A 24,047-nucleotide genomic window follows, 5' to 3' on the forward strand; every position below is an offset into this window, starting at 1 on the left:
AGTGATAGTACCGTCTATAACAGCACTCTAAATTATAGGTATAACCTTAGAAAAAGTTAAAGATGCAGGGACGCCCGAATCTTGCATTTCGGACGTCCCTACATCTATATGCGTATTTTGCCTAGTGGGGCAATAATTGACCCGTTTTAGCGGCGAGAACTGAGCTGCATCTCACTACGGCGACGGCGGCTCAAACGCATACCGGCAAGCAGTGACAGCGATCCAGCGGCACTAATGACCAACATATTGGAGGCGCCGGTAGCCGCCAACTGCTCACGCTTCTGCTGGGCATCGGAGGCAACCTTCTGGGAGCCAGATGCCTGTGCTTCGACCTTCTGCGCGTTGCCCTTCTGCGCCTCAGCCTTCTGTGCAGAGGCGTTCTGTGCAGAAACATTCTGCGCGGGAGCACCCTGAACACCAGCCGGAGCGTCCTTCTTCTGCTCAGCACCGCTCTCCCCCGCCTTCTGCTCGGTAACAGAAGCCTGATCAGCCGCAGGCTCAGTAGGCACCGAAGCATCGACCGTGGGAGTCTCGACAGCGGGAGTGTCGGCTACGGGAGCCTCGACAGTGGGCGTATCCTGCTCAGGGGTAGTGGGCAGGCTATCCACGCTATCGCGCTCGACGGTAAAGCCGCCATTGACCATGCGCACAGTACCCTGCTCATCCTCAGCCACAGCGCTCACACGGTAGGTGGCACCGGGCTTGAGCTCCGAGCCGGGAATCTGCACCTGTGCGGTGAAAGCACCGGAGTCGTCAATCTCAGAGACATCAGCCGACGCAATCACGCCGCCGGTAGCCACTCCGTATTCATCGATAGCGCTAACCATCAGGTGCACCGAGCTGACGCCGGTGAAGCCCTCTCCACGCAGGGTCAGGGTCTTTGCGGAATCGTTTTCGGGAACTACGGTTTCTTCTACGTGCAGGCGGGCGGTCATCACGGGGCTAGAGGTGTTGTTCTGTTCTTCAGTGGTGCCGTGGACGCGGTCAAAGACGGTATTGCGCGGCAGGCTGTAGTGGCGGCGCGGGTCATCCTCGGGCAATACGTGGTCGAACTTCTCGGCGGGGCTCACGGCAACTACCTGCTCAGAATCAGCCTGGGCGTTCTGCTCGGGCTGCGCCTCCTCTGCAGACTGCTTCTTCTCGAACTGTGCCTGCTCCGCCATTGCACGCTCAGCGGTAGCAACCGGAGCGGAGCCATTCTGTGCATTCCAACCATTCATGAAGGGAACCTCAACTTCCTGGGCGGTGTAACCATTAGCGGCAGAGGGCGCAACCTCAACGCTCAGCACATAGCGCAGGTCTTCGTGAACAGCCTGCACTTCTTCCAGCCTGGATCCGGGCACTTCAATACCATCCAGGAGGGTGCCGTTCATAACGTCGGCGCGCGCGGGAGAGGCAGCGAGCAGGATGCGGTTACCCTGGCTATCCAGGGCGTAAGCGTAGGTCATGACTTCGAAAGCCTGCGCCTCACCCAGACCGGTGACCTTGTAGACGACAAGGTTCTTATCCTGCGGGATTTCCAGCTGCCCCGAAAGAATCTGAGCATTGAGCGGCTCATCCTGAGTATTTGCGGGCAGCAGCTCCAGCGGTGCGGAGGAGTTGTAGGAGGGGTCCTCGGTTGCATAACCCTTACCGGGGTCGACCACGGCAGTTGCGACGACGTACTGCTGGTTGGGGTCGAGGGTACCTGCGGGCAGGGTCACCTGGGTACTGAAGCGGCCACCGTCCACATCGAGTTCGGGCACGAGGGTCATCGTCACTGCGGAGCCGCGACCCAGTGCGTAGAGGGGGTACTGGCGGTATTCGCTCACGTACACCGCCACACCGTAACGTTCAACGGCACCGCCGGTGAAGCCTTCACCGGTGACGGTAATGCTCTGGGAGCGCGCGGGGTTAATGACAACACCCTGCTCGACGTACACCTGCGGGGAGTTCTGGGTAGCAACGTTTTCGATGGGGGTTGCGTTTGCCGCGGAGGGAGGATTGTCGGATTCCACCGCAGTCGGTGAAGCCATTCCGCCGGTATTCTGCACCTGCACATCTGCGTGCGCAGCACCAACACCGGTGACGGACAGGACGGAAGCAGCAATAGCGGCTGTTGCTCGGGTTTTTGAGTGAGCGGGTTCGGGCATGGAACACACCTTTTCTGTGAGTGTGAACGATACCCTCCGGAGGGCGCCACGGATCGAAGTTGGACGGGTGTCTCTTCGGGATTGAACGCTATAACGTACGGACTAGTCATAACATTCATGTAATGGTGGAAGTTACCGCGAAGGGAATCGCTCTATTTATCGGTAATTCCACACTAACAATACTTTTCTTGTTATTGCTGTAAAGACGCTTTAGGTCCCAACTATTTTCCTGTGCAATAACCCACACAGCATATTTTTTACCCTCCAGAACAGCATCAAGAGCACTCAAACTGCATGGACTAGGTAAAATTTTTCAACTCTCCCTTGAAGCTCAAGGTTTTATTGCATGCATATGCAGTTTTAATGGATTTGAGATAAAAATATTCTGCACATTCATGCATTTAATTTATTTCTTTTAAGTGAAAAAATAGCAGGTCACACCGCTTTTACATGCGCATTGATTACAAGCATGCGTACCAATAATTGCGCGCCAAATAACCCAGCAAAATCATTCCGTTACACCGCCCCGCGCTTCCACCCCGCACCTCCACCACGGAAGAGAACACCCGCGCCTCTCCCCCAGCTTGCCGCACACGCTTTGCCACACCCCCTCCATTTCAAAACAGCTCAACACAAAACTGCCGACACGCAAAAGTGCCGCCAATACCCTTTTCAGAGTATTGACGGCACTTGCCGCACTCACCGTGCGGTGAGCATCAGATTTTCAGAGCCTGGCTATAGAGCCTGAGCTATTAGAGGCTGCGGCGGCGCAGGAGCATCAGTGCGGCACCAGCAATCAGAGCTGCGGCGCCAACGCCTGCGATACCCGCAACACCCTCAGCGCCAGTGTGCGCCAGCTGCTGCTTCGAAGAGGAAGAAGAAGCCGACGAAGAGGTCGAGGTCGAACCCTTGGTACCGGAGGTGCTCAGACCGTGGCCCTTCGAAGAGGTAGCAGCGGATGCGTTGCCAACCTTAGCCTTGGGTGCCTGAGAAGTGGGCATGCGGGTCTCGGTTACAACAACCGAACCATCTTCGCGCATTTCAGCGGTGAAGACGCTGGTGGTGCCGTCGCCGTTATCGCGAACGGTGGTGTTATCGTCCTCGGTAGCTGCCGGCAGGGTCGGTGCGGGGTTGTTCGCATCGCTCACGGTAGCGGTGGTGACTGCCACCTGGTGTACCAGGCCGTTGGGGTCACTGGTTGCCACCATTGCGTAGGCGTAACCGGGCTGCAGCAGTTCAGCAAGAACGCTGACCTTGACGCGGAAGGTGCCGTTCACGATTTCAGAAGCGGGCACATCGTGGGTTGCCAGAGCATCACCGGTGATGTTGCCGTTTGCATCCAGGCGGAAGATAGCGATCTGCACACCGTTAGCGACGGACTCGTGGGTGAAACCGGAGCCGTTGAAGGTCAGAACGTTGTACTGGTCGTTCGGGTTCAGGGAAGCATCCTCGGTGGTGAGGGTTGCGTTCTCGGGTGCCGCGGGCGCCTCAGGAGCGGGGGTCTCGTCAGCCTTGGGGGTCTCAGCCTTGGGGGCTTCCGGAGCAGGAGTTTCTTCCTTGGGAGTCTCAGTCTTGGGAGCCTCGGGTGCCGGGGTCTCGTCAGCCTTCGGGGTCTCGGGTGCCGGGGTTACGGGAGCGGGAGTCTCGTCAGCCTTGGGGGTCTCAGGCTTGGGAGCTTCAGGGGCGGGGGTCTCGTCGGTCTTCGGAGCTTCGGGAGAAGCGGAATCGGTGACCTTGAAGGAGGAGAGAGCCACGAGCTTCTGATCGGGCTGACCCTGCGGGTTGCTGACAGCAACCAGAGCGTAGGATGCGCCTGCGGGCAGCTTGCTTGCCTCAACAGTGAAGGCGGTCTTGAAGGAGCCGTCCTGAATCTGATCTGCAGACACAGAGACGGTAGCGATAGCATCGCCGGTGACCTGCTTGTTTGCATCCAGTGCGTAGATGCTGACCTGAACGCCGGGGCCAACCTTCTCACCGTAGAAGCCGGTGCCAACAACGTTCACGGTGTTGAACTGCGCGTCACCGGGGAAGTGAGCATTCTCAATAATGACGGAGGGATCAGCCTGCTTTGCCTCGGGAGCCGGGGTGGAGGGGGTGGTCGGCTCAGGGGTTGCCGGAGTGGTGGGCTCAGGGGTTGCCGGAGCAGTGGGGGCAGGGGTTGCCGGAGCAGTGGGGGCAGGGGTCTCTGCCTTGGGGGTCTCGGTTGCCTCTGCCTTGGGAGCCTCGGTAGCCTCAGCCTTAGGAGCTTCGGTCTTGGGTACTTCAGCCTTAGGTGCCTCGGTTGCAGGAGCGGTGGGGGCAGGGGTCTCAGCCTTGGGTGCTTCGGTCTTCGGAGCCTCAGCCTTGGGAGCTTCGGTTGCCGGAGCAGTGGGGGTAGGAGCCTCTGCCTTGGGAGCCTCGGTAGCCTCAGCCTTAGGAGCTTCCGCCTTAGGAGCCTGAGTTGCCTCAGCCTTGGGGGTCTCTGCCTTAGGAGCCTCAGTTGCGTTGCCGCCAGGCAGGGAAGAAGTCTGAGCAGTTGCCTTCTGGTCGACAACCTGCTGCTGGTCAGCGGGTGCTTCTGCCGCAAAAGTTGCCGGGATTGCTGCCACGGAACCGGCAGTAAAGGCTGCCGCTGCTGCGATCTTGTAAACGCGACGGGTAGTCTTCGACATTTTTCCTCGATCTCTGATTATCGGTGTTGAGCCTACCGTGGTTCGCCCCCGTCTTTGAAGGTGCAGTAGGCCCACTACATGGGTGTGACTGCTAAAAGGCTAGCATTTGCCCCTGGACGTTTAGCATGCTTACCGCCATCTTTGCCCAACTGTAACGAAATCGTTATAAAACCACCCCTTAAGTTGAGGCTTAATGCAGACCAATCCGGGAATTTTACGCCCATCTACTGACATACGAAGGCATATAACCCTATCTTTTGATTGCATTTGAAGAAAATATAGGGTGTTCCATAGGTGATTTCGACTCACCATTTTCACCCTAATGAACCTTAAAGTCTCACGTACCACTTTATAGTTCCCTCAAGTTCTCCTTCATGCCTCTCCCCCGCTTCTCAACACCCCACGGGCACCTTCATGCATGCCCCCTATGTACGTCTAAGAACGCAGAGAAACACCCCGCCCGCATCCAGATAGGGATGCGGGCGGGGCTACCAAAGTCAAGGCCTCACTAAGGCTCAATCGTCACGGCACACCGCAAGCTCAGCTCTCCTTACGAATCACCTTAAACTGGCTCGGCTGTGCCACCGGGCGAATCGTGATGCGGTCAAGGTTCACGTGGTGCGGAACGTTCAGCGCAAAGGTCACGGTCTGCGCCACGTCCTCTGCGGTCAGCGGCTTCTCAACACCCGCGTAGACGCGCTCGGCGGCTTCCTTGGAACCCAGACGATTTAGGGAGAACTCCTCGGTGTGCACCATGCCCGGGCATATCTCAATCACGCGAACGTTATGTTCCGCTTCTTCCAGGCGGAGCGCCTCCGTCAGGCCGCGAGCGCCGAACTTCGCCGCATTGTATCCGGCACCGCCCTCGTAACCGTGCTCGGCTGCAGTGGAGGTCAGGTTCAGGATCGTGCCGTGACCGTTCAGGCGCAACGCCTCCGCGAAGGCACGCACCATGTGCAGAATACCGAGAACATTCATCTGGTACATCTTCAAATAATCGGTAGGCTTGCCGTCGGCAACCTTATCCACGCCAATAGCACCACCGGCAATATTGACCAGGGCGTCAATGGTGCCCTGCTCCTCCAGGATCTGCTCGGCAACAAAGCGGACGGAATGCTCGTCGGTCACGTCGCAGGTCACCGGGTGAGCGCCGGTTTCCGCGTAGAGAGTGTAGAGGCGGTCGGTGCGACGAGCCAGAGCATAGACGGTCCAGCCGCTTGCTACTAGCTGCTGCACGGTGGCTCGGCCAATACCGCTGGAGGCGCCGGTCACCACGGCAACTTTGCCGTCGCCGGTATGGGGCAGGAAAGGAGATGCAGGAATGTGGGTGTTCTCAGTCATACTTTAATCCTATGAGAAGGATGCCCGCGAGTGCTCTGTTCGAGCAGGCTCGCGGGCATATATTTTGAAATTTTCGATAGTGAGATAGATGCTGGTACCACAACCGCCCGGCGCTCTGTCAGGCTACTTCTTGCGGCGGCGAGGCAGACCCCAACGACTCCTACCGCCGTCACGGAAACCGAGGCGGTGCTCAAAGTACACGGGCGAGCTACTGCCGGTCTTAATCGTATCCGGAGGGACCGCACCCTCACGCGCCGACAACAGGTAAAGAGCCGCGGCGCCGGGCATGAACACAAGCAGGGGTAGCACGAACCGCATGCGCGCCTCGCCGTAGCCGCTACGCACCGTCAAATGCCAGAGGCACAACGCCACCAGCACCAGGTGCAGTATCAGCAGAACGGTTTCAGGCGTACCCAAACCAAAAATACTCAGAGAACTCATTGGCAACTCCTCAAAGGTCGTGTATCTTCAGTCTACGCCGCGCCCGCTCTGCTGAGAAGGATTCGTGGGCATTGATACTGCAGATTTTCGCGCATACACTGCAGGTAATCAGGGGCAGCATATTAGGGGGTCTCTCCCCCATTACCGTTTCCACCGAGTTTGTCGCTGAATCGCCAATTACTCCTCATATAGGGAGCCTCCACATGACAGCAATACCGCACCAGCACATCACCGACCTTAAAGAGCGGCGCCAAGCGCTCCAGCAGAGGGCGCGCACTATCCGTGCCGCCACCGGAACCCCCTACAGTTCTGAGGTGCATCTGCTGCTCGGGCAGAGCTACCTCGACCCCGCTTCCTGGCGGGAACTCACCACCTCCAGCGGGGTACGCGCCGCAGTACACAGGGCACAATTTGCGCGCCGGTACCGGCACCTCCTGGCACGTCTAGAAGCCGCAATCAAGCAGTACGAACAGGCAAGCACAGCGCAGAATTCCCCTGGAGCTGAGAGAATGCCGTGAATATGAGAAAATAGCCGTTATGGCTGAAAACATTTTGGGCTCAGACTCGCCCGTACAGATTAACGTTCCCGACCGCCCCGCCCTCGAAGGCCTCGAAGAGAAGCTCTCGCAGCGCTGGGCCGACGAGAAGACCTACGCATTCGACGAGAACACCACTCGCGAACAGGTCTACTCCATTGACACCCCGCCGCCGACCGCATCCGGCTCCCTGCACGTGGGTCACATGTTCTCCTACACCCAGACCGACGTCATTGCACGCTACCAGCGCATGACCGGCAAGAACGTGTTCTACCCCCTCGGCTGGGATGACAACGGCCTGCCCACCGAACGCCGCGTTCAGAACTACTACGGCGTTCTCTGCGACCCCTCCGTGGCAGACAACGACTCCTTCCGCGACCTGATCACTTGGAAGGCAGACGGCACCCCCAAGCCCGACCGCAGCCAGGCAAAGTGGCCGCGCATTTCCCGCAACAACTTCATCGAACTCTGTGAAGAGCTCGCGGTTGAAGACGAGAAGGTCTTCGAAAACCTCTTCACCACCCTGGGTCTGTCCGTTGACTGGTCGCGCACCTACCGCACCATCGATGCACACTCCCGCAAGGTCTCCCAGCTCGCCTTCCTGAAGGACCTGGAAGCAGGCAACGCCTACATGGCTGAAGCACCGACCATGTGGGACGTCACCTTCCGCACCGCAGTGGCACAGGCTGAGCTGGAAGACAAGGAACGCCCCGGCGCGTACCACCGCATCAGCTTCCACCGCCCCAACGGCGAGAAGGTCTGGATTGAGACCACCCGCCCCGAGCTGCTGCCCTCCTGCGTGGCTCTCGTGGCGCACCCGGACGACGAGCGTTACAAGCCGCTGTTCGGCACCACCGTCACCTCCCCGCTGTTCGGCGTTGAGGTCGAAATCAAGGCGCACCCGCTGGCACAGCCTGACAAGGGTGCCGGTATCGCCATGATCTGTACCTTCGGTGACACCACCGACGTCACCTGGTGGCGTGAACTGCAGCTGGACACCCGCGCCCTCATCGGTCGCGACGGCCGATTCTCCCGCGAAACCCCCGAATGGATCACCTCCGCTGAGGGTCGCGAGCGCTACGAGCGCATGGCTGGCGCCACCGTCTTCACCGCACAGAAGACCGTCGTGGAGATGCTGGTTGAGGCTGGCGAAATGGACGGCGACCCCAAGCCGATTACCCACCCCGTGAAGTTCTACGAGAAGGGCGACAAGCCCCTCGAAATCGTTGCTTCCCGCCAGTGGTACATCCGCAACGGTGGCCGTGACGCTGCACGCCGCGAGAAGCTCATCGAGCGCGGCCGTGAGATGAACTGGTACCCCTCCTTCATGCGTAGCCGCTACGAGAACTGGGTTGAGGGTCTGAACGGCGACTGGCTGATTTCTCGCCAGCGTTTCTTCGGCGTTCCCTTCCCCGTCTGGTACCCGCTGGACGCTGAGGGCGAGCCGGACTACGAGAACCCGATTCTGCCGACCGAAGAGATGCTGCCGGTTGACCCCGCATCTCAGGCTGCTCCCGGTTACACCGAGGATCAGCGCGGCGTAGCGGGCGGCTTCATCGCCGACCCGGACGTTCTGGACACCTGGGCTACCTCCTCCCTGACCCCGCAGATTGCGACCGGTTGGGGTGTGAACCCGGACCTGCACGCGAAGACCTTCCCCATGGATCTGCGCCCGCAGGGTCACGACATTATCCGTACCTGGCTGTTCTCCACCGCCGTTCGCGCGGAGACCCTGGCTTCCTCCGTGCCGTGGTACAACACCGCGCTCTCCGGCTGGATTCTCGACCCGGACCGCAAGAAGATGTCCAAGTCTAAGGGCAACGTTGTGGTCCCCAACGAGGTTCTGGAGAAGTACGGTTCGGACGCTGTGCGCTACTGGGCTGCTTCCGCTCGCCTGGGTGCTGACACCGCCTACGACGAAGGCCAGATGAAGATTGGCCGCCGCCTTGCCATCAAGCTGCTGAACGCATCCAAGTTCGTACTGAACCTGGGCGCTACCGAGAAGTCCGTGATTACTTCTCAGGCTCAGGGTCGCGTGCTGATCAACGCTCTGGACCGTTCCCTGCTGGCTCGCCTGGCGTACCTGATTGAGGAAGCAACCGCAGCGTTCGAGAAGTACGAGTACGCTCGTGCCCTGCAGATTTGCGAGAGCTTCTTCTGGTCCTTCACCGACGACTTCGTTGAGCTGATTAAGGACCGTGCGTACGGTGCTCGCGGCGAGCAGGAGCAGGCTTCTGTTCTGGCTGCTCTGGCAACCACCCTGGATGCTCTGCTGCGCCTGTTCGCACCCTTCCTGCCGTTCGTGACCGAAGAGATTTGGTCCTGGTGGCGTGCAGGTAGCGTGCACCGCGCCGAGTGGCCGCAGGCACTGCCCATTCTGGAAGGTACCCTGCTGGCTGAGTACTCTGCCCAGAACCCGACTGCTGGCATTTCTGCTCAGTGGGTCCTGGCGGACGCTGACCCGGCTCAGATTGAGTCGCTGAAGCAGATCCTGCCGGATGTTGCTGAGGCTCTGGGTGGTCTGCGTAAGGCTAAGAGCGACGCGAAGGTTAAGCAGCGCACCGAGGTTGAGTCCGCAACTATTGCGGCTCCCCAGGCTCAGCTGGATCGCATTGCCGCTGGCATGGCTGATCTGAAGGCTGCCGGTAACGCTCGTGAGCTGTCCCTGGTGGCGGCTGAGGGCGAGCTGGAGGTTCGCGATGTTGTACTCGTTGTGGAAGAAGCAGCTGAGTAATCGCGTCTTAGCGTTCATCGCTTGATTTTATGACGCCACTTTGGTGTTGGTAACGGGGCGGTACTGGTTTTCAGTACCGCCCCGTTTTCTGTGCCTACTGTTCGTTGTAGCTCGCCGGGTGTGAGGCCCCAGCGGCTGACCTCTACGGCTCTGACTATAGGATTTGTCCAAGCTGCGCCCGTGGATGCCTGCTCCAGCCCTCTGAGAATCTTCGCTAGCGGTTCCCCCAACGATATGGGTTTAGCCTGCTAATCTGTGGGGATTCTATGGAATTTCCAACCCCTTTTTATATTCATCAATGTGCAAAGAGCATAATCAACCTTATGAGATTGACTGTCACTTTATGTATGATTGTTGATGCGAGGGTTTTACCATCAGGAACAACCCTCTATTCAACTTCAGCAACAGACAAATCACCGGTACGAGTAACGACATACCCCGACCAACCGCACGACAATAAACCACCCGTCAGGCGTAGCGATGCGTCCTGGCTCTGACCCGCGCCAAAGTAGGCGCACCCATAATTACTATGAATTCACATTCTTCATCTTCCGGATTACCGCAAGAGCCTCAGGCGAGGCAGAGCTCAACCCCGAGCACGCCGCCAGGAGCGCAAACCAACATTTCCCCCAATCAGCTTCAGCACTATCACACGAGCCTGAACGAGTACATCAGCCAGGCACGTGAACATGCCCAGGCGCTGCGTGCCAGCTACACCAACGAAGTGTATGAACTCTGGCTTCAGCATATTTCCACCAGCGCCGCCACCGATGAGGCGAGCATCGTCTCCGGTTCGTTGACCGCTCAGCAGCTTGAGGAACTGACCCGCAAGTGGGTGCGCCTCATGCGTGAAAGCCGCGATATGCTGCACCACGAAAGCTCCATTGCCGCCGCACGCGCCGCTGTGGAGGCTAAGCCCCTCCCCGAGTAGGGTCACCCTTTATTTCTTTCGCGCGGCAACGCCAGCACTCCGCGTTGGTACCGCGTTTTCCGCGGCGGGGCGATCGAGCCAAGCGATTAAGCCCTGCTCGGAATGCGTACTTCACATAACCTGCCCCTTGCTATAGTTATGGATATTCAAAGACCCTAACTATGTTGCAGAAAGGGCGGGAATGTCCCACCAAAAACGCGTCCTACGGCCTATACGTAGCGATGTTGCTCCCCCAGTTACCTCCCCACCGGTCTACCGTGGTGATATTGACGCGCGCGGCACGGCGCAAGACCTCGTCCCGCGCAGCTTGTGGGTCGATTTCTGGGACACTCTCTTCTTTATCTTTGCCGGCATCGCGGCCCTCGTGCTGACCTTCATGATTCTGGCGAATACGGTCGGCCATTCTTTCTGGGGTTTCCCCATTGCCTTCATTTTCTGGGCGGTCACCGCGTACCTGACGCTACCGCGTTTTCACGCGATCATGACCCGCATCTACGTGCCCGACTACTTTATTGGGCGCACCCGCACCCCGGACGGTCTGCTCGGCGACCCGGTCAATATCGGTCTGATTGGTACCGAGGAGCAGATTCACCAGGTCATGCAGGACGCAGGCTGGACCCGCGCTGACAACGTCACCCTCGTCTCTTCCTGGAAGATTATTCTCTCCACCATCACCCGCCGCTCCTACGCGGAGGCGCCCGTCTCCCCGCTGAAAATTTTTGGTAAGACGCAGGCTTTCGCCTACCAGAAGGAAGTGGACGGCAACCCCGAGAAGCGCCACCACGTGCGCTTCTGGAAAACCCCGGACGGCTGGCTTCTGCCGGGCGGTCACCAGGTGGATTGGTTGGCGGCGGGCACGTACGACTCCGGTGTGGGTTTCAGTTTCTTCACTCTGCAGGTCACGCACCGCATTGACGCTGAAACCGACTTTGAACGCGACTACATTGTGGAGTCCATTCAGTACGCCCACCCGGAAACTCACGTTGAGATTCTGCACGATTTTTCCTCCGGCTACCATGCCCGTAACGGCGGCGGTGACGCGATCCGCACGGACGGCGCGCTCCCGGTCATCGTGCTGAACAATGAGGGCCTGGAGCCGCAGGAGCAGGAAGAAATTCACCTCTCCAGTGCGCACGACCTGGCGTACCGCATGCCGCTGAGCCTGCTGGTTGGTTCGGGTATGCTCATCGCTGTGACCCTCGCCGACATTGTCAACAGTGTCATTTTGGCGCTCAGCCGCCCGGCACTTCGCGCCAAGCTGTTGGAGGAAGGTTCCGGCAACGACATTGAGCTGCTGGACCTCTTCGATCAGGTGGATAGCAACGTGCTACTCACCATTACCGGCACCGTGCTGGTGGGTTTTGTAGCAATTTATTCGGCGGTGCACCTGTTCCTGCTGTGGAGTACGTTGCGCGGCTCGTCGAAGGCTCGTCGCCTGGCTCTGCTGTTGACAGCGTTGAACTTCGCGGCGATTACCGGTGGTGTGCTGTGGGGCCATCAGTCCCTGCCGCTGTCCACGATTTTCTTCCAGCTGGGCGTTGCGGTGTTTGCGATGTTGGCGTTCACCTCGGACGCGGCGGTCCAGTACACGGCAACCCGCACCTTCCATATGCGTGATACGAAGATTGTGCAGCGGGCAACGCACCCGAAGGTTCTGGAGCACAGGGCTCAGCGCAAGGCTCAGAAAGCGCTGAAAGCGCAGAAGATGCACAATGCACAGAAGGCGCACAATGCGCAGAAGGCGCACAAGGCGCAGAAGGCGCACAAGGCTACCTCTGCAAGTAGCGCTCACCGCGCGTAGATCGTACGTTTCAGCGCAACATAGTGAATAGAAAAGTACCGCCCGGTCAGTACATGACCGGGCGGTACTTTTTTGCTCTGCAGCCGCAGACTCTACCGAGCCTGCGGGCATGCAGGATTCTCAGCACATTGCAGGCTTCTTAGGCTTCGCCCTTTTCGCCGTGGAAAATCGGGCCCACGTTACGGGGGCGCTTGAGCTCAAAGAAGCCGGGGTAGGAAGCCAGCGCCAGGGCGCCGTCAAAGAGCTTACCAGCCTCTTCACCGGCGGGGCTCGGGGAGATGACCGGGCCGAAGAAAGCGGTGCCGTTAATGGAAATCAGCGGAACACCCACATCGGTGCCGCCCACGGTCTCCAGTGCCAGATCCAGGGAGGCGCGCATCTGCTCATCATACTGGTCGGTGAAGGCGACGTCCACCAGCTCAGCGGGAAGGTTGACCTCCTCCAGCGCCTTGACGATTGCGTCGCGGTAGGAATCAGCCTTGTTCTTGTTGTGGTGAATCTGCTCGCCCAGAGCGTCGTAGAGGGGCTTGATGACCTCGTTGCCGTGCAGCTCACGCACAGCGGTAATGAGGCGGGTCGGCGCCCAGGACCGGTCCATCATTGCCTGGTAGTCGGCGGGCAGGTCGCGGCCCTGGTTGTGCATGGACAGGGAGAAGGGACGCCAGGTCACCTCAACATTACGGACCTTCTGCACCTCGCCAATCCAGCGGGAGGTAATCCAGCACCAGGGGCAGATCGGGTCGAACCAGAAATCAATCTGTGCGGGTGCGTTCTCAGTCATGAGTGTTCCTCTCTCATACGGTTGCGCCAGCCGCTTCTATGAGCCGGCGCTTATTCTTCGGTACACGCTCATCAGGACATGCCAGCGAGAGCAGTACCTGCTAGTGAGCCGTCACCCCGTATAACCGGGGCGACGGCTTCTTTATTCCCTAGCCTGTCGGCTGGAAGTATTCGGTTATGCCGCCTGACGGTCCGCTTCCTTCAGGGAGGCAGCCTTCGCCTCCCCCTTCACGGTGCGGGTGGTCTCGGTTTCGGGGTCGGGTGCCTGCAACACGTAGCGGGGTTCCGCGCCGTTGAGCACGGTGTCCTCACCGATAACGATGGACACCACATCGGTGCGGTCCGGGATGTCGAACATAATCGGCTGCAGAATCTGCTCCATCATGGCGCGCAGGCCGCGGGCACCGGTGCCGCGTTCGGCGGCGAGACGGGCAATAGCCGCGATCGCTGCGTCGTCGAGGACCAGGTCCACGCCGTCCAGGGCGAAGAGGTGGCGGTACTGCTTGAGCAGCGCGTTCTTCGGTTCGGTCAGCACGCGAGCCAGCTCTTCTTCGTTGAGCTCACTCAGGGTCGAGATGACCGGCAGGCGGCCAATCAGCTCAGGGATAATGCCGTAGTGCGCCAGGTCCTCAGGCATGATCTGGTCCAGCGGGTTCTTCACGGAGCCACCCAGGTCAGCACCGAAACCGATACCGCCGGCACCCACGCGGGCTGCGATGCGGTCGTCAATATTGTCGAAGGCGCCAGCCACAATGAAGAGAATGTTCGAGGTATCGATCTCAATATTCGCGTGTGCCGGGTGTTTGCGTCCGCCCTCCGGCGGTACGGTCGCCACGGTGCCCTCAATAATCTTCAGCAGCGCCTGCTGCACGCCCTCGCCGGACACGTCACGGGTGATGGAGAGGTTCTCGCCGCCCTTACGGGCAATCTTGTCAATCTCGTCAATGTAGATGATGCCGCGCTGAGCCTTAGCAATATCGCCGTCAGCGACGTTGATGAGGCGCAGCAGAATGTTCTCCACGTCATCACCCACGTAGCCCGCCTCGGTGAGGGTGGTTGCGTCGACCAGGGCGAAGGGCACATCCAGCTTCTTCGCCAGGGTTGCCGCCAGGTAGGTTTTACCGCAGCCGGTCGGGCCGAGCATCAGAATATTCGACTTGCCCAGCTCCACCTGCTCCCCCGCGGTCGCCGAAAGAATGCGGGAGGTCAGCACCGGGTTATCAATATCGTGGATGCGCTTGTAGTGGTTGTACACCGCCACCGCCAGGGTGCGCTTCGCCGCGTCCTGACCGATGACGTAGTCGTTGAGGTAGCTGTAAATTTCGCGCGGAGTAGCCAGCTGAGATGCAGGCGCCGCCGCGGAGGATTTCACCTTCAGACGCTCTTCAGCGAGGATCTCCTCGCACAGCTCCACGCATTCGTCGCAGATGGAAACATTCGGGCCGAGCACAATCTTGAAAACCTGCGCGCGAGTCTTCTTGCAGAAGGAGCATCGCATGCTGGCGTTGGGCTGTTCGGGAGGCACAATGATGTCTGTGGCCACGAAGATTCCCTTTCGATCGGCGTGGTGAAATCGGTGCAGAAGGGTCAGTGACCTGATGTCTGCGGTGATTTCTTAGGAGGGGCACCGGTGGGTGGTGGGCGCCTTAGTTTGAGTGAGAAACCGGTATGAAATACTCGAATTTTCTCCTTCTCTAAGGCTACCGGAGTTCACCCCGGAACTCAGAATTACGCACCGCAAATGAACGGACTTACCGGGCATATGACAAAGCGCGTCTTTTATGACGGCGGCGAGGCTGATACTCCGGCATATGACGATAGGTATGTGACGCTAAAGCCCGGCAAGAAAGAGCAGGTCAACGCCACATATCAGCTTGGTTCGCCGCCCCCACCCGGCGGGTGCAAAAAGGGCGGCACCGCACCGCGCACCAGCCCGAAGGCTCGCACACGGAGCGATGCCGCCCCTCCCCCGAAAAACGCTCGGGAATATTCCTCAAAACTAAAGTTTAGGTGTGGGAAATAGCGGTGTTGGTCGCAGGCTTACGCAGCTTACGAGACTCCAGCACCTTATCGACCAGGCCGTACTCCAGAGCAGCAGCCGCAGTCAGAATGTTGTCGCGCTCAATGGAACGGTCAACTTCCTCGTAGGTCTTGCCCGAGTGCAGTGCCAGGGTCTGTGCAGTCCACTCACGCATACGCATAACCTCGTTCGCGTGAATCTCGATGTCAGATGCCTGACCGCCCTGCTGGCCGCTCAGCGCGGGCTGGTGAATCAGCACGCGAGCGTTCGGCAGTGCCAGACGCTTGCCGGGGGTACCGGCAGCCAGCAGAACCGCTGCAGCGGATGCCGCCTGGCCCAGGCACACGGTCTGGATCTCGGGGCGGATGAACTGCATGGTGTCGTAGATAGCGGTCATTGCGGTGAAGGAGCCGCCGGGCGAGTTGATGTACAGGGTGATGTCACGCTCGGGGTCCTGTGCCTCCAGCACCAGCAGCTGAGCCATGATGTCGTCAGCGGATGCGTCGTCCACCTGGGTGCCCAGGAAGATGATGCGGTCCTCGAACAGCTTTGCGTACGGGTCCTGACGCTTGTAACCGTAGGGGGTGCGCTCCTCGAAGCTGGGGAGCACGTAGCGGTTGCTCGGCATAGCCGGCGCCGAGGTGGTGATATCGTTCGGCAGGTAGTTCATGTGCATCTCCCTTATGCGTTCTTCGATTCGGGCAGCTTACCGGCGGTGGTCGCAATGTGGTCGAAGAAGCCGTACTCCAGGCCCTCTTCCGCGTTGAACCAGTTGTCGCGGTCGTTATCCTTCAGGATGGTTTCCAGGCTCTTGCCGGTGCGCTCAGCGGTAATCTCTGCCAGGCGCTTCTTCATGTCCAGAATCAGCTCAGCCTGGGTGCGGATATCAGATGCGGTACCGCCAATACCACCGAGGGGCTGGTGCATGAGGATGCGGGCGTTCGGGGTTGCGTAGCGCTTGCCGATGGTGCCTGCGGTGAGCAGGAACTGACCCATGGATGCTGCCATACCGGTCACCACGGTCACCACGTCGTTCGGGATGAGCTGCATGGTGTCGTAGATTGCCATACCAGCGGTCACGGAGCCGCCGGGCGAGTTGATGTACAGGTAGATGTCTGCCTCGGGGTCTTCAGCCGAGAGCAACAGCATCTGGGAGCAGATGAGGTTAGCGTTGGAGTCGCGCACCTCGGAGCCGAGCCAGATAATGCGCTCCTTCAGGAGGCTGTTGTAGACGTAATCTTCCTGGGCACCAACGATGGGGGTTGCCATAGACGGCGCGGGCGCCACGCCGGCTGCCTGGGAGGCGCCGATGGGCAGAGGCATGTAGCTGGACATTCTTCCTCTTCTTCTCTAATGGGTCTTCGCTGCATCTTTGCGCGATTTACGCGCCGGAGCGCACGCGAAAAGTTTCGTTGCTACTACCTTACCGATAGTTGCTCTCCCCCGCTTCCCTTCGGGTTGTTCGTTCGCCAGGGGGTGAAGCCGAGGCGATAACCTCGGTACGGAATAACTTGAGAACGGAATAGTTTGGGGTAAAAAGAGCCTCAGCGGGCACCCAACCGGTAATTCGGTGGATGCCCGCTGAGGCTACACGTTTCAAGCAATCAGCTCACGCCCTCTAGCGGGGTGGCTTCTTGCAGACCGTGGCAGGGATTTAGGCAGCTGCCTCTTCGCCCTCGCCCAGGTACTTGGACAGATCAACAACGTTGCCCTTGGTGTCCTTGACCACTGCGGTCTTCAGCACTGCTGCCAGAGCCTTGGAGCGGCGAACCTCGCCGACCAGTGCGCCAGCCTGGCCGGAGCCGTCCAGCATCTGTGCGAACTGGTTGGGGTCCATGCCGTACTGGGAGCTCATGGTGATGATGTAGTTAATCATCTCAGCCTGGTCAACGGTCACTTCTTCCTTGTCCGCAACAGCGTCGAGAACCATCTCGTTCTTGAATGCGGTCTCGGTGTTCTCGCGAACCTCGGCGCGGTGCTCCTCGGTGTCGTGGCCTGCTTCAGCGTTGGGGTTGTTGAAGTGCTGCTCGAGCTGATCCTCGATAACCTTCTCGGGGACGGGGATCTCAACGAGCTCAACGAGCTTTGCGAGGACCTTGTCGCGTGCCTGGGTGCCCTGCTCGGCAACCTTAGCTTCTGCAACCTGCTTCTTGATGTCTTCCTTCAGCTCGTCGATGGTGTCGAACTCGGAAGCCAGCTGTGCGAACTCGTCGTCAGCTTCGGGCAGCTCGCGCTCCTTGACTGCGGAGAGCTTGACCTTGATGGTTGCCTGCTCGCCTGCGTGCTCGCCGCCGGAGAGCTTGGTCTCGAAGGTCGCGTCCTCGCCAGCGGACAGGCCGGTCAGAGCCTCGTCGATGCCGTCGAGCATGGTGCCGGAACCAATCTGGTAGGACAGGTCGTTTGCTGCGTCAACCTGCTCGCCGTCGATCTCAGCTGCGATGTCGATGGTCACGAAGTCCTTGTCAGCTGCGGGGCGCTCAACGGTCTTCAGGGTGCCGAAGCGCTCACGCAGAGCGTCCAGTGCCTGAACCTCGTCCTCAGCGGTGACCTCTACCTCGTCAACCTCAACCTCGAGGCCCTCGTAGTTGGGCAGCTCGATTTCGGGGCGGACGGTGACGGTGATGGTCAGCTTGACGTCTGCCTCACGGTTCTCGGTGGAGGGCTGGGACTGAACATCCAGCTCGGGCTGTGCCAGGGGGGAGAGTTCGTTCTCGCCCAGTGCCTGTGCGTAGTAGTCGTTCAGAGCGTCGTTCAGGGATGCCTCGACGATGTAGTCGAAGCCCGCACGCTGCTCGATGAGCTGCTTGGGCAGCTTACCCTTGCGGAAGCCGGGAACGCTGATCTGACCCGAGAGGTTCTTGTAGGTGCGGTCCAGGTAGGGCTTGAATTCTGCGAAGGGAACCTCGACCTCAATCTTTGCGAGGGTCGGGTTGAGCTTCTCGACGGCGGTCTTCACGTCCGTGATCTCCTCATATAGTTTCGGTGCGGCACGAATCGTGTGTGCCGCGGTTGCTTAGTGGAAAGAGCGCCACGACCTTGTAGCGTCGCGGCAACCGTTTCACGTCGGGGCGACAGGATTCGAACCTGCGATCTCCTGCTCCCAAAGCAGGCGCGTTAGCCAAGCTACGCCACGCCCCGTGAAACCGACCGTGTTGCACACTTGCGTGTTTAACACAGTCAGTGCCCTAGTTTACCTGTTTTCCCGCTAAATGCCCAACACAGCGGCTCGTGCGCGGTTTATTTCCACTGAGCGCGTACTCCCCTAATAAGGATGGGCAGACCGGCACAAAAAGAGGAGGCGAGCGCCCACAAGAACAGGCAAAGCCAGCACACAAAACCGTGCCAACACGCCAAAGAGTTTGACAGCACAGATGGAACCTCGCTACTATGGTCAAGTTCCATTCCGGGGATGTAGCTTAATGGTAAAGCCTCAGTCTTCCAAACTGATTACGCGGGTTCGATTCCCGTCATCCCCTCCATGAAAAAGGCTCCGACGCAAGCGTCGGGGCCTTTTTGCATTCCGGGGATTCCGGGAATCGCTTCCGGGCGAAAATACATTCCCTCGCGCGCTCGGGATTTTCGCCCTCCAGCCCGTCACCCCCTCGAGAACTATCCTGAACGAATCGTGAGAACCGCTTCCACATGCGGATTTGTTTCCTCGCGCGCTCGGAATCCGCACGCCCCCGTCATACCCAACAATACAGGCCCCCCACCACACTTACCTCACCCCAAAAAACTTCACTCCAGTAGAATAATCGGAGACAAATACGAATATTTGCATCAATGCGGATTATATACCGTAAAATATGGTACACTTATTCGAAGATATTCTATTTTAGATAGGAAAATCCAGTGACCTTGAAGATTAATGAAAAAGCTTTGGAAAAGCTTGTACAGCAACAGATTGCTGCAACGACTCAGAAATATCAGCATGAGTTTGACCGCATCGCCTCAACTATGAAGGGCAAACCGGTGGAGTTGATTCTGCCGGAACTGCAGAAGTTTGTGAAGCAACAGGGTGGAAATGTTGATAATGCACAGCTGAAGGAGTGGGCTCAGCGCCTCTCTAAGGGCGAGAAATTCATCTTCACTTCATAAGCCCTCACAAAATCAGAGCAGTAGAGCTAAGCGAGGAGCCCCAATTTACTATCGAGGACTCCTCGCTTTTCTCGTATCCACAGCCGTGAGTTAGAGCCGAATATCACTAGACCTGGCAGCCGGGGCACCAGTAGAGTTTGCGGCCGGCGATTTCCTCCATGCGGATGGTCGTTCCGCAGCGGCGGCAGGGCTCGCCGTGGTGCATGTACACGTAGTTCGCGTGGTCGGGCCACGCTTCGGTTTCGGGCACGCCGGGGCGGTCTTCGGGCTCGGTGGTGATGATGCGCCCCACGCGCACGCCGATGACCAGCAGGTGCTTATTGTCCTCCCAGAGTCGCTCCAGTTCCTCGTCGCTGAGGCTCTTGCCGGGGCGTAGCGGGTCAATTTCCTGGCGGTACAGCGATTCGGCGCGGAAGATATTGCCCACGCCGGAGATTGCCGCCTGGTCCATCAGAATCACGCCAATCGGGCGGGAGCTCTTACGTGCGGCGCGGTAGAACTGTTCGGGGTCGGCATCCGGGTTGAGCGGGTCGGGGCCGAGCTTGGAGCGGACGGTGCGCACCTCCTCCGGAGTGAGGGTGCGGCAGATAGTCGGGCCCACCAGGTCCGCCCAGCCGTGCTCCGAAACAATACGGCAACGCACCGTACTCTTCCGTTCGGGAGGACCGGCGTAGGGTTCCCCCTCCCCCGCCGCGTATTCTTTTTCGCCGATCTTGCGGGGCGCGCCAATGCTCGAAGCACCCGTGAACGTCTCATCCCCACCGAAGCTCCAGTTACCGTAAATACCCAGGTGCACGTTCAGGGTCAGGTCGTTCTCGAAGGTCACGAACAGGTGCTTACCGTGCGCGTACGCCCCGGTGATGGTGTGCCCATCCAGCAGGGCGGCACCCTCGGCGTAGCGGCCCTGCGGGGAGGAAACCTGCACGCGCTCGCCGGTGAAGACGTCACTGATTTGGCGGGCAATACGGTGGATGGAGTGGCCTTCGGGCACGGGTTCTCCTCGAAAACTTGTCGGCTAGAAATAGTGCGGATTATATGGGGTGCAAAGACGACTGAGGCGCATAGCCTGCACTATGCGCCTCAGATTTTAGAGCTTAGGCAGCGTCAATCTGCTTGCCGGCAATGTCGCCGGTCTGCTCGTACTCAGCCAGCTGACCGATACGGCGTGCGTGACGCTCCTCGTTGGTCCAGGGGGTAGCCAGGAAGACCTTGATGATTTCCAGTGCTTCTTCCTTGCTGTGCTGGCGGCCGCCCACAGCAACGACCTGTGCATTGTTGTGCTCGCGAGCCAGTGCCGCGGTGTCGTGGTTCCACGCCAGAGCCGCGCGGATACCATCAACCTTGTTCGCCGCCATCTGCTCGCCGTTGCCGCTACCGCCCAGCACAATACCCAGGGAGTCCAGGCCAGCCTCGCGGTCACGCTTCACGCCAAGGGCTGCGTTAATGCAGAACGAGGGGTAGTCGTCCAGCGGGTCGTAGTCGGCGGGGCCGTGGTCAATCATTTCGTAGCCCGCAGCGGTGAGGGACTCGATCAGGTAGTGGCTCAGTTCGAGGCCAGCGTGGTCGGTTGCGATGTGTACGCGCATGGTACTCTCCTGGTGATTTGGTGTGACGTGCGTTTGTGCGTTCGTGGGAGGCGCCGGTTCTCAGTTCTGAGCGCCGTTGCTAGAGTGCGCCGCGCATCCATCAGGTGGGATACGCTTCCCCGTTTGGGTTTTTTCTGTCTTAACTGTATCGAATTCGCGCGGGTTCGGGTAATGCGGAACCTTCTAAACCCCCACCTATACGGTAGACTGTGGGGTATGGCACTTTTTGGTGTCCCGATTCGCCGCGCCCAAGCTTGAACGCCTCCAGCGCTACGTATGCAGCGTCGCAGGAGCCGCGCACCTCGGGAACCAGCGCACCATGACAGGGCGTGTCAACACGGCACGCTATTCACATCTAAGGAGAGGGAGCTGTATGCCCGGCCTGAACCTAACCCGCAATGAGGCAACCGAACGCGCATCCATTATTAAGCGCGTGCACTCGTACCGTATTGAACTCGACCTGCCGAAGGACAAAGACGTCTTCTCCTCGAAGGTTGAAATTCGCTTCGACGCTCAGGAAGGTGCCTCCACCTTCATTGACGCCATCACCTCCTCGGTCAAGTCCATTAACCTCAACGGCGAAGAGCTGAGCACCGACCTGGCGGACGGCGAGCGCATCCAGCTGCCGAACCTTGCTACTGAGAACACCCTGGTCATTGACGCAGAGATGTTCTACACCAACACCGGTGAGGGTCTGCACCGTTTCGTGGACCCCGCCGACGGCGAAGTGTACCTGTACTCCCAGTTTGAGGTGCCGGACTCCCGCCGCGTGTTCCCCGTCTTTGAGCAGCCCGACCTGAAGGCTGAGTTCGAGTTTATTGTGCGCGTTCCCTCGCACTGGGTGGTTGTGTCTAACCAGCCCGAGGTGAAGGTTGAGGAGAAGGAGTGCGGTTGCGGCCGTGCGAAGACTTGGTTCTTCAAGCCGACCCCGCGCATGTCTTCGTACATTACCGCGATTGTGGCTGGCCCCTACGAGAAGGTCACCAGCGAGCTGACTAACTCTGAGGGTCGCGTGATTCCGCTGGGTGTGTACGCTCGTAAGTCCCTCATGCCGTTTGTGGATGCTGAGGACATGTTTGAGCTGACCCGTCAGGGCTTCGAGTTCTACGAGGAGCAGTTCAAGACCCCGTACCCGTTCGAAAAGTACGATCAGCTGTTCGTGCCCGAGTTCAACGCCGGTGCGATGGAGAACGCTGGCTGCGTGACCTATCTGGAGACTTACGTCTTCCGTTCCAAGGTTGCGGAGGCTCTGCGTGAGCGCCGCGCTATCACCGTTCTGCACGAGCTGGCTCACATGTGGTTCGGCGACCTGGTCACCATGAAGTGGTGGAACGACCTGTGGCTGAACGAGTCCTTCGCTGAGTTCATGTCGACCCTGGCTGCTGCGGAGAACACCCGCTACGCGAAGGAGGCGTGGGCTACCTTCGCCGCATCGGAGAAGACCTGGGCATACCGTCAGGATCAGCTGTCTTCGACCCACCCGATTGTGGCTGAGATCCGTGACCTTGCCGATGTTCAGGTGAACTTCGACGGCATTACGTACGCGAAGGGCGCTTCGGTGCTGCGTCAGATGGTGGCGTGGGTTGGCCAGGAGAACTTCATGGCTGCTCTGAAGGTGTACTTCGATAAGCACAGCTGGGGCAACACCGTTCTGGACGACCTGCTGGTTGAGCTGGAGCGCACCTCCGGCCGTGACGTGCGTGCGTGGAGCGCTAAGTGGCTTGAGACCGCTGGTGTGAACACTCTCGCCGTTGAGGTTGAGAATGATGAGGCGGGCAACATTTCGAACCTGGGCATCCGCCAGTCCTACGCTGAGGGCTTCGAGACCCTGCGCCCGCACCGTGCCGTGATTGGTTTCTACAACCTGGTGGACGGTAAGCTGACCCGCACCGACCGCATCGAGCTGGACATTGACGGCGAGCTGACCGTGGTTGAGGAGGCTCTCGGCAAGAAGCGCCCCGACCTGTTGCTGCTGAACGATGAGGATCTGGCGTACGCTAAGATTCGCCTGGACGAGCGTTCCATCGAGACCGCTATCAAGCACCTGGGTGACATTGATTCGTCCGTGGCTCGCGGCGTGGTCTGGGGTTCGCTCTGGGATACCGTGCGTGACGCTCAGATGCCGGCGCGTAAGTACGTTGACCTGGTGCTGAACAACATCGGTAAGGAGACCAACTCCACCGCTCTGCGCACCCAGATCAACAACCTGTCCGCTACTCTGCACTCCTTCGTGGCTCCTGAGGCTCGCGAGGAGACCCGCCACCGTGCCGCTGACCGTCTGTGGGAGCTGGCATGCGTTGCAGAGCCCGACTCGGATGCTCAGCTGCAGCTGCTGCAGGCGTTCATCAACCAGACCCGCACCGAGGAGCAGTACGACAACGTGCAGCGTCTCTTCGAGGGTGAGCTGACCCTTGAGGGCCTGGATATTGACGCTGACCTGCGTTGGAACCTGGTGTGCCGCCTGGCTACCGGTGGCCGTTTCTCCGCCGAGCAGATTGCTGCGGAGCTGGAGAACGACAATACCGCGAACGGTCAGCAGTACGCCGCTCAGGCATACGCGTCGATTCCGACCGCGGAGGCTAAGGCTGAGTACTGGAACAAGATCATGGTGACCGGCGAGCTGTCGAACATGATTCAGCGTTACGCTATTTCCGGTTTCAAGTCCGGCAAGCCCGAGCTGATTGCCCAGTACAATGAGCCGTACTTCGAGCAGATTGAGGGTATTTGGCGTTCGCGTTCGCACGAGATTTCCATGCAGATTATTGGTGGCATGTACCCGAGCGAGCCGACCGCTGAGCTGCTGGAGCGTACCGAGGCGTACCTGGCTTCTCTGCCTGAGGATGCTGCGGCTCTGTACCGTCAGATTGCGGAGGCACGCGACGGCGTGGCTCGTGCGCTGAAGGTTCAGGCGGCTGACATCTAACAATGCTTGTGAGCTGAGGCGGGTTCGCCACCTGCTCTCATAAGTTTTTATTCGTCCCCTTCTACCCCGATTC

The 24,047-nt window shown here is 59.3% G+C and carries 16 protein-coding genes and 2 tRNA genes; 6 read left to right on the forward strand and 12 right to left on the reverse strand.

Translation table 11 applies throughout. The features are described 5' to 3' along the window. Positions 1 to 146: 146 nt before the first annotated feature. From HMPREF2942_RS03730 to HMPREF2942_RS03745, 4 genes are all read right to left on the reverse strand, one after another. Positions 147 to 2,132: an adhesin gene (locus HMPREF2942_RS03730; protein WP_070688427.1), complete on the reverse strand. Its 1,986-nt coding sequence runs from the start codon at positions 2,130 to 2,132 to the stop codon at positions 147 to 149. 752 nt (positions 2,133 to 2,884) lie between these two features. Further along, a complete protein-coding gene (locus HMPREF2942_RS09605; protein ID WP_070688428.1) occupies positions 2,885 to 4,783 on the reverse strand; it encodes an LPXTG cell wall anchor domain-containing protein in 1,899 nt (632 codons plus the stop codon). A 540-nt stretch (positions 4,784 to 5,323) separates the two neighbouring features. Continuing rightward, positions 5,324 to 6,124, reverse strand: a complete 801-nt coding sequence (locus HMPREF2942_RS03740; RefSeq protein WP_005505741.1) for an SDR family oxidoreductase — start codon at positions 6,122 to 6,124, stop codon at positions 5,324 to 5,326. 123 nt (positions 6,125 to 6,247) lie between these two features. Further along, on the reverse strand, positions 6,248 to 6,565 hold the full coding sequence (locus HMPREF2942_RS03745; protein ID WP_070688429.1) for a penicillin-binding protein: 318 nt from the start codon (positions 6,563 to 6,565) through the stop codon (positions 6,248 to 6,250). A 537-nt stretch (positions 6,566 to 7,102) separates the two neighbouring features. On the opposite strand from HMPREF2942_RS03745, the gene valS reads away from it, so the two are divergent. The 3 genes from valS to HMPREF2942_RS03765 all read left to right on the forward strand — a co-directional run bounded on the left by valS (position 7,103) and on the right by HMPREF2942_RS03765 (position 12,567). Then, complete coding sequence (valS, locus tag HMPREF2942_RS03755) at positions 7,103 to 9,835, forward strand: valine--tRNA ligase (RefSeq protein ID WP_070688431.1); 2,733 nt, start codon at positions 7,103 to 7,105, stop codon at positions 9,833 to 9,835. A 724-nt stretch (positions 9,836 to 10,559) separates the two neighbouring features. Continuing rightward, positions 10,560 to 10,766 (forward strand): hypothetical protein, encoded by a 207-nt coding sequence (locus HMPREF2942_RS03760; RefSeq protein ID WP_070633977.1) that lies wholly within the window; start codon positions 10,560 to 10,562, stop codon positions 10,764 to 10,766. Between the two features lie 181 nt (positions 10,767 to 10,947). After that, the gene (locus HMPREF2942_RS03765) at positions 10,948 to 12,567 is read left to right on the forward strand and encodes an LssY C-terminal domain-containing protein (protein ID WP_070688432.1); all 1,620 of its coding nucleotides are present in this window, start codon (positions 10,948 to 10,950) and stop codon (positions 12,565 to 12,567) included. 139 nt (positions 12,568 to 12,706) lie between these two features. Here HMPREF2942_RS03765 and HMPREF2942_RS03770 read toward each other — a convergent pair whose 3' ends face one another. The 6 genes from HMPREF2942_RS03770 to HMPREF2942_RS03795 form a co-directional block, all read right to left on the reverse strand. Then, positions 12,707 to 13,348 (reverse strand): DsbA family oxidoreductase, encoded by a 642-nt coding sequence (locus tag HMPREF2942_RS03770; protein WP_070615900.1) that lies wholly within the window; start codon positions 13,346 to 13,348, stop codon positions 12,707 to 12,709. A 174-nt stretch (positions 13,349 to 13,522) separates the two neighbouring features. Continuing rightward, the gene (gene clpX / locus HMPREF2942_RS03775) at positions 13,523 to 14,845 is read right to left on the reverse strand and encodes an ATP-dependent Clp protease ATP-binding subunit ClpX (RefSeq protein ID WP_210399425.1); all 1,323 of its coding nucleotides are present in this window, start codon (positions 14,843 to 14,845) and stop codon (positions 13,523 to 13,525) included. A gap of 508 nt (positions 14,846 to 15,353) precedes the next feature. Continuing rightward, on the reverse strand, positions 15,354 to 16,043 hold the full coding sequence (locus HMPREF2942_RS03780; RefSeq protein WP_012903382.1) for an ATP-dependent Clp protease proteolytic subunit: 690 nt from the start codon (positions 16,041 to 16,043) through the stop codon (positions 15,354 to 15,356). 5 nt (positions 16,044 to 16,048) lie between these two features. Beyond that, positions 16,049 to 16,702, reverse strand: coding sequence for an ATP-dependent Clp protease proteolytic subunit (locus HMPREF2942_RS03785; RefSeq protein WP_005505718.1), 654 nt, complete (start codon positions 16,700 to 16,702; stop codon positions 16,049 to 16,051). Positions 16,703 to 17,021: 319 nt separating this feature from the next. Further along, positions 17,022 to 18,323 carry a trigger factor gene (gene tig / locus HMPREF2942_RS03790; protein WP_070688434.1) on the reverse strand — a complete coding sequence of 434 codons (1,302 nt, stop codon included), beginning with the start codon at positions 18,321 to 18,323 and terminating at the stop codon, positions 17,022 to 17,024. A 107-nt stretch (positions 18,324 to 18,430) separates the two neighbouring features. Then, positions 18,431 to 18,505, reverse strand: a tRNA-Pro gene (locus tag HMPREF2942_RS03795). A 267-nt stretch (positions 18,506 to 18,772) separates the two neighbouring features. On the opposite strand from HMPREF2942_RS03795, the gene HMPREF2942_RS03800 reads away from it, so the two are divergent. Together HMPREF2942_RS03800 and HMPREF2942_RS03805 are read left to right on the forward strand one after the other, a co-directional pair. Continuing rightward, positions 18,773 to 18,846: transfer RNA gene (locus tag HMPREF2942_RS03800), tRNA-Gly, on the forward strand. Positions 18,847 to 19,219: 373 nt separating this feature from the next. After that, positions 19,220 to 19,465, forward strand: coding sequence for a hypothetical protein (locus tag HMPREF2942_RS03805; protein ID WP_049327799.1), 246 nt, complete (start codon positions 19,220 to 19,222; stop codon positions 19,463 to 19,465). A 106-nt stretch (positions 19,466 to 19,571) separates the two neighbouring features. Here HMPREF2942_RS03805 and HMPREF2942_RS03810 read toward each other — a convergent pair whose 3' ends face one another. Then, positions 19,572 to 20,456 (reverse strand): Fpg/Nei family DNA glycosylase, encoded by an 885-nt coding sequence (locus tag HMPREF2942_RS03810; protein ID WP_070599857.1) that lies wholly within the window; start codon positions 20,454 to 20,456, stop codon positions 19,572 to 19,574. A 103-nt stretch (positions 20,457 to 20,559) separates the two neighbouring features. Continuing rightward, the gene (locus HMPREF2942_RS03815; RefSeq protein WP_005505713.1) at positions 20,560 to 21,051 is read right to left on the reverse strand and encodes a ribose-5-phosphate isomerase; all 492 of its coding nucleotides are present in this window, start codon (positions 21,049 to 21,051) and stop codon (positions 20,560 to 20,562) included. A 373-nt stretch (positions 21,052 to 21,424) separates the two neighbouring features. Here HMPREF2942_RS03815 and pepN point away from each other — a divergent pair, with 373 nt between their 5' ends. Next, positions 21,425 to 23,974, forward strand: a complete 2,550-nt coding sequence (gene pepN, locus HMPREF2942_RS03820; protein ID WP_070688435.1) for an aminopeptidase N — start codon at positions 21,425 to 21,427, stop codon at positions 23,972 to 23,974. Positions 23,975 to 24,047: the final 73 nt, after the last annotated feature.

This window comes from Rothia sp. HMSC071C12, from assembly GCF_001813895.1.
GTDB lineage: Bacteria > Actinomycetota > Actinomycetes > Actinomycetales > Micrococcaceae > Rothia > Rothia mucilaginosa.

Excerpts from the sequence above, each read along its gene's own strand:
- HMPREF2942_RS03730 (WP_070688427.1), bottom strand. The coding sequence starts at position 2,132 with ATGCCCGAACCCGCTCACTCAAAAACCCGAGCAACAGCCGCTATTGCT.
- HMPREF2942_RS09605 (WP_070688428.1), bottom strand. The coding sequence starts at position 4,783 with ATGTCGAAGACTACCCGTCGCGTTTACAAGATCGCAGCAGCGGCAGCC.
- HMPREF2942_RS03740 (WP_005505741.1), bottom strand. The coding sequence starts at position 6,124 with ATGACTGAGAACACCCACATTCCTGCATCTCCTTTCCTGCCCCATACC.
- HMPREF2942_RS03745 (WP_070688429.1), bottom strand. The coding sequence starts at position 6,565 with ATGAGTTCTCTGAGTATTTTTGGTTTGGGTACGCCTGAAACCGTTCTG.
- valS (WP_070688431.1), top strand. The coding sequence starts at position 7,103 with ATGGCTGAAAACATTTTGGGCTCAGACTCGCCCGTACAGATTAACGTT.
- HMPREF2942_RS03765 (WP_070688432.1), top strand. The coding sequence starts at position 10,948 with ATGTCCCACCAAAAACGCGTCCTACGGCCTATACGTAGCGATGTTGCT.
- HMPREF2942_RS03770 (WP_070615900.1), bottom strand. The coding sequence starts at position 13,348 with ATGACTGAGAACGCACCCGCACAGATTGATTTCTGGTTCGACCCGATC.
- clpX (WP_210399425.1), bottom strand. The coding sequence starts at position 14,845 with ATGCGATGCTCCTTCTGCAAGAAGACTCGCGCGCAGGTTTTCAAGATT.
- HMPREF2942_RS03780 (WP_012903382.1), bottom strand. The coding sequence starts at position 16,043 with ATGCACATGAACTACCTGCCGAACGATATCACCACCTCGGCGCCGGCT.
- HMPREF2942_RS03785 (WP_005505718.1), bottom strand. The coding sequence starts at position 16,702 with ATGTCCAGCTACATGCCTCTGCCCATCGGCGCCTCCCAGGCAGCCGGC.
- HMPREF2942_RS03815 (WP_005505713.1), bottom strand. The coding sequence starts at position 21,051 with ATGCGCGTACACATCGCAACCGACCACGCTGGCCTCGAACTGAGCCAC.
- pepN (WP_070688435.1), top strand. The coding sequence starts at position 21,425 with ATGCCCGGCCTGAACCTAACCCGCAATGAGGCAACCGAACGCGCATCC.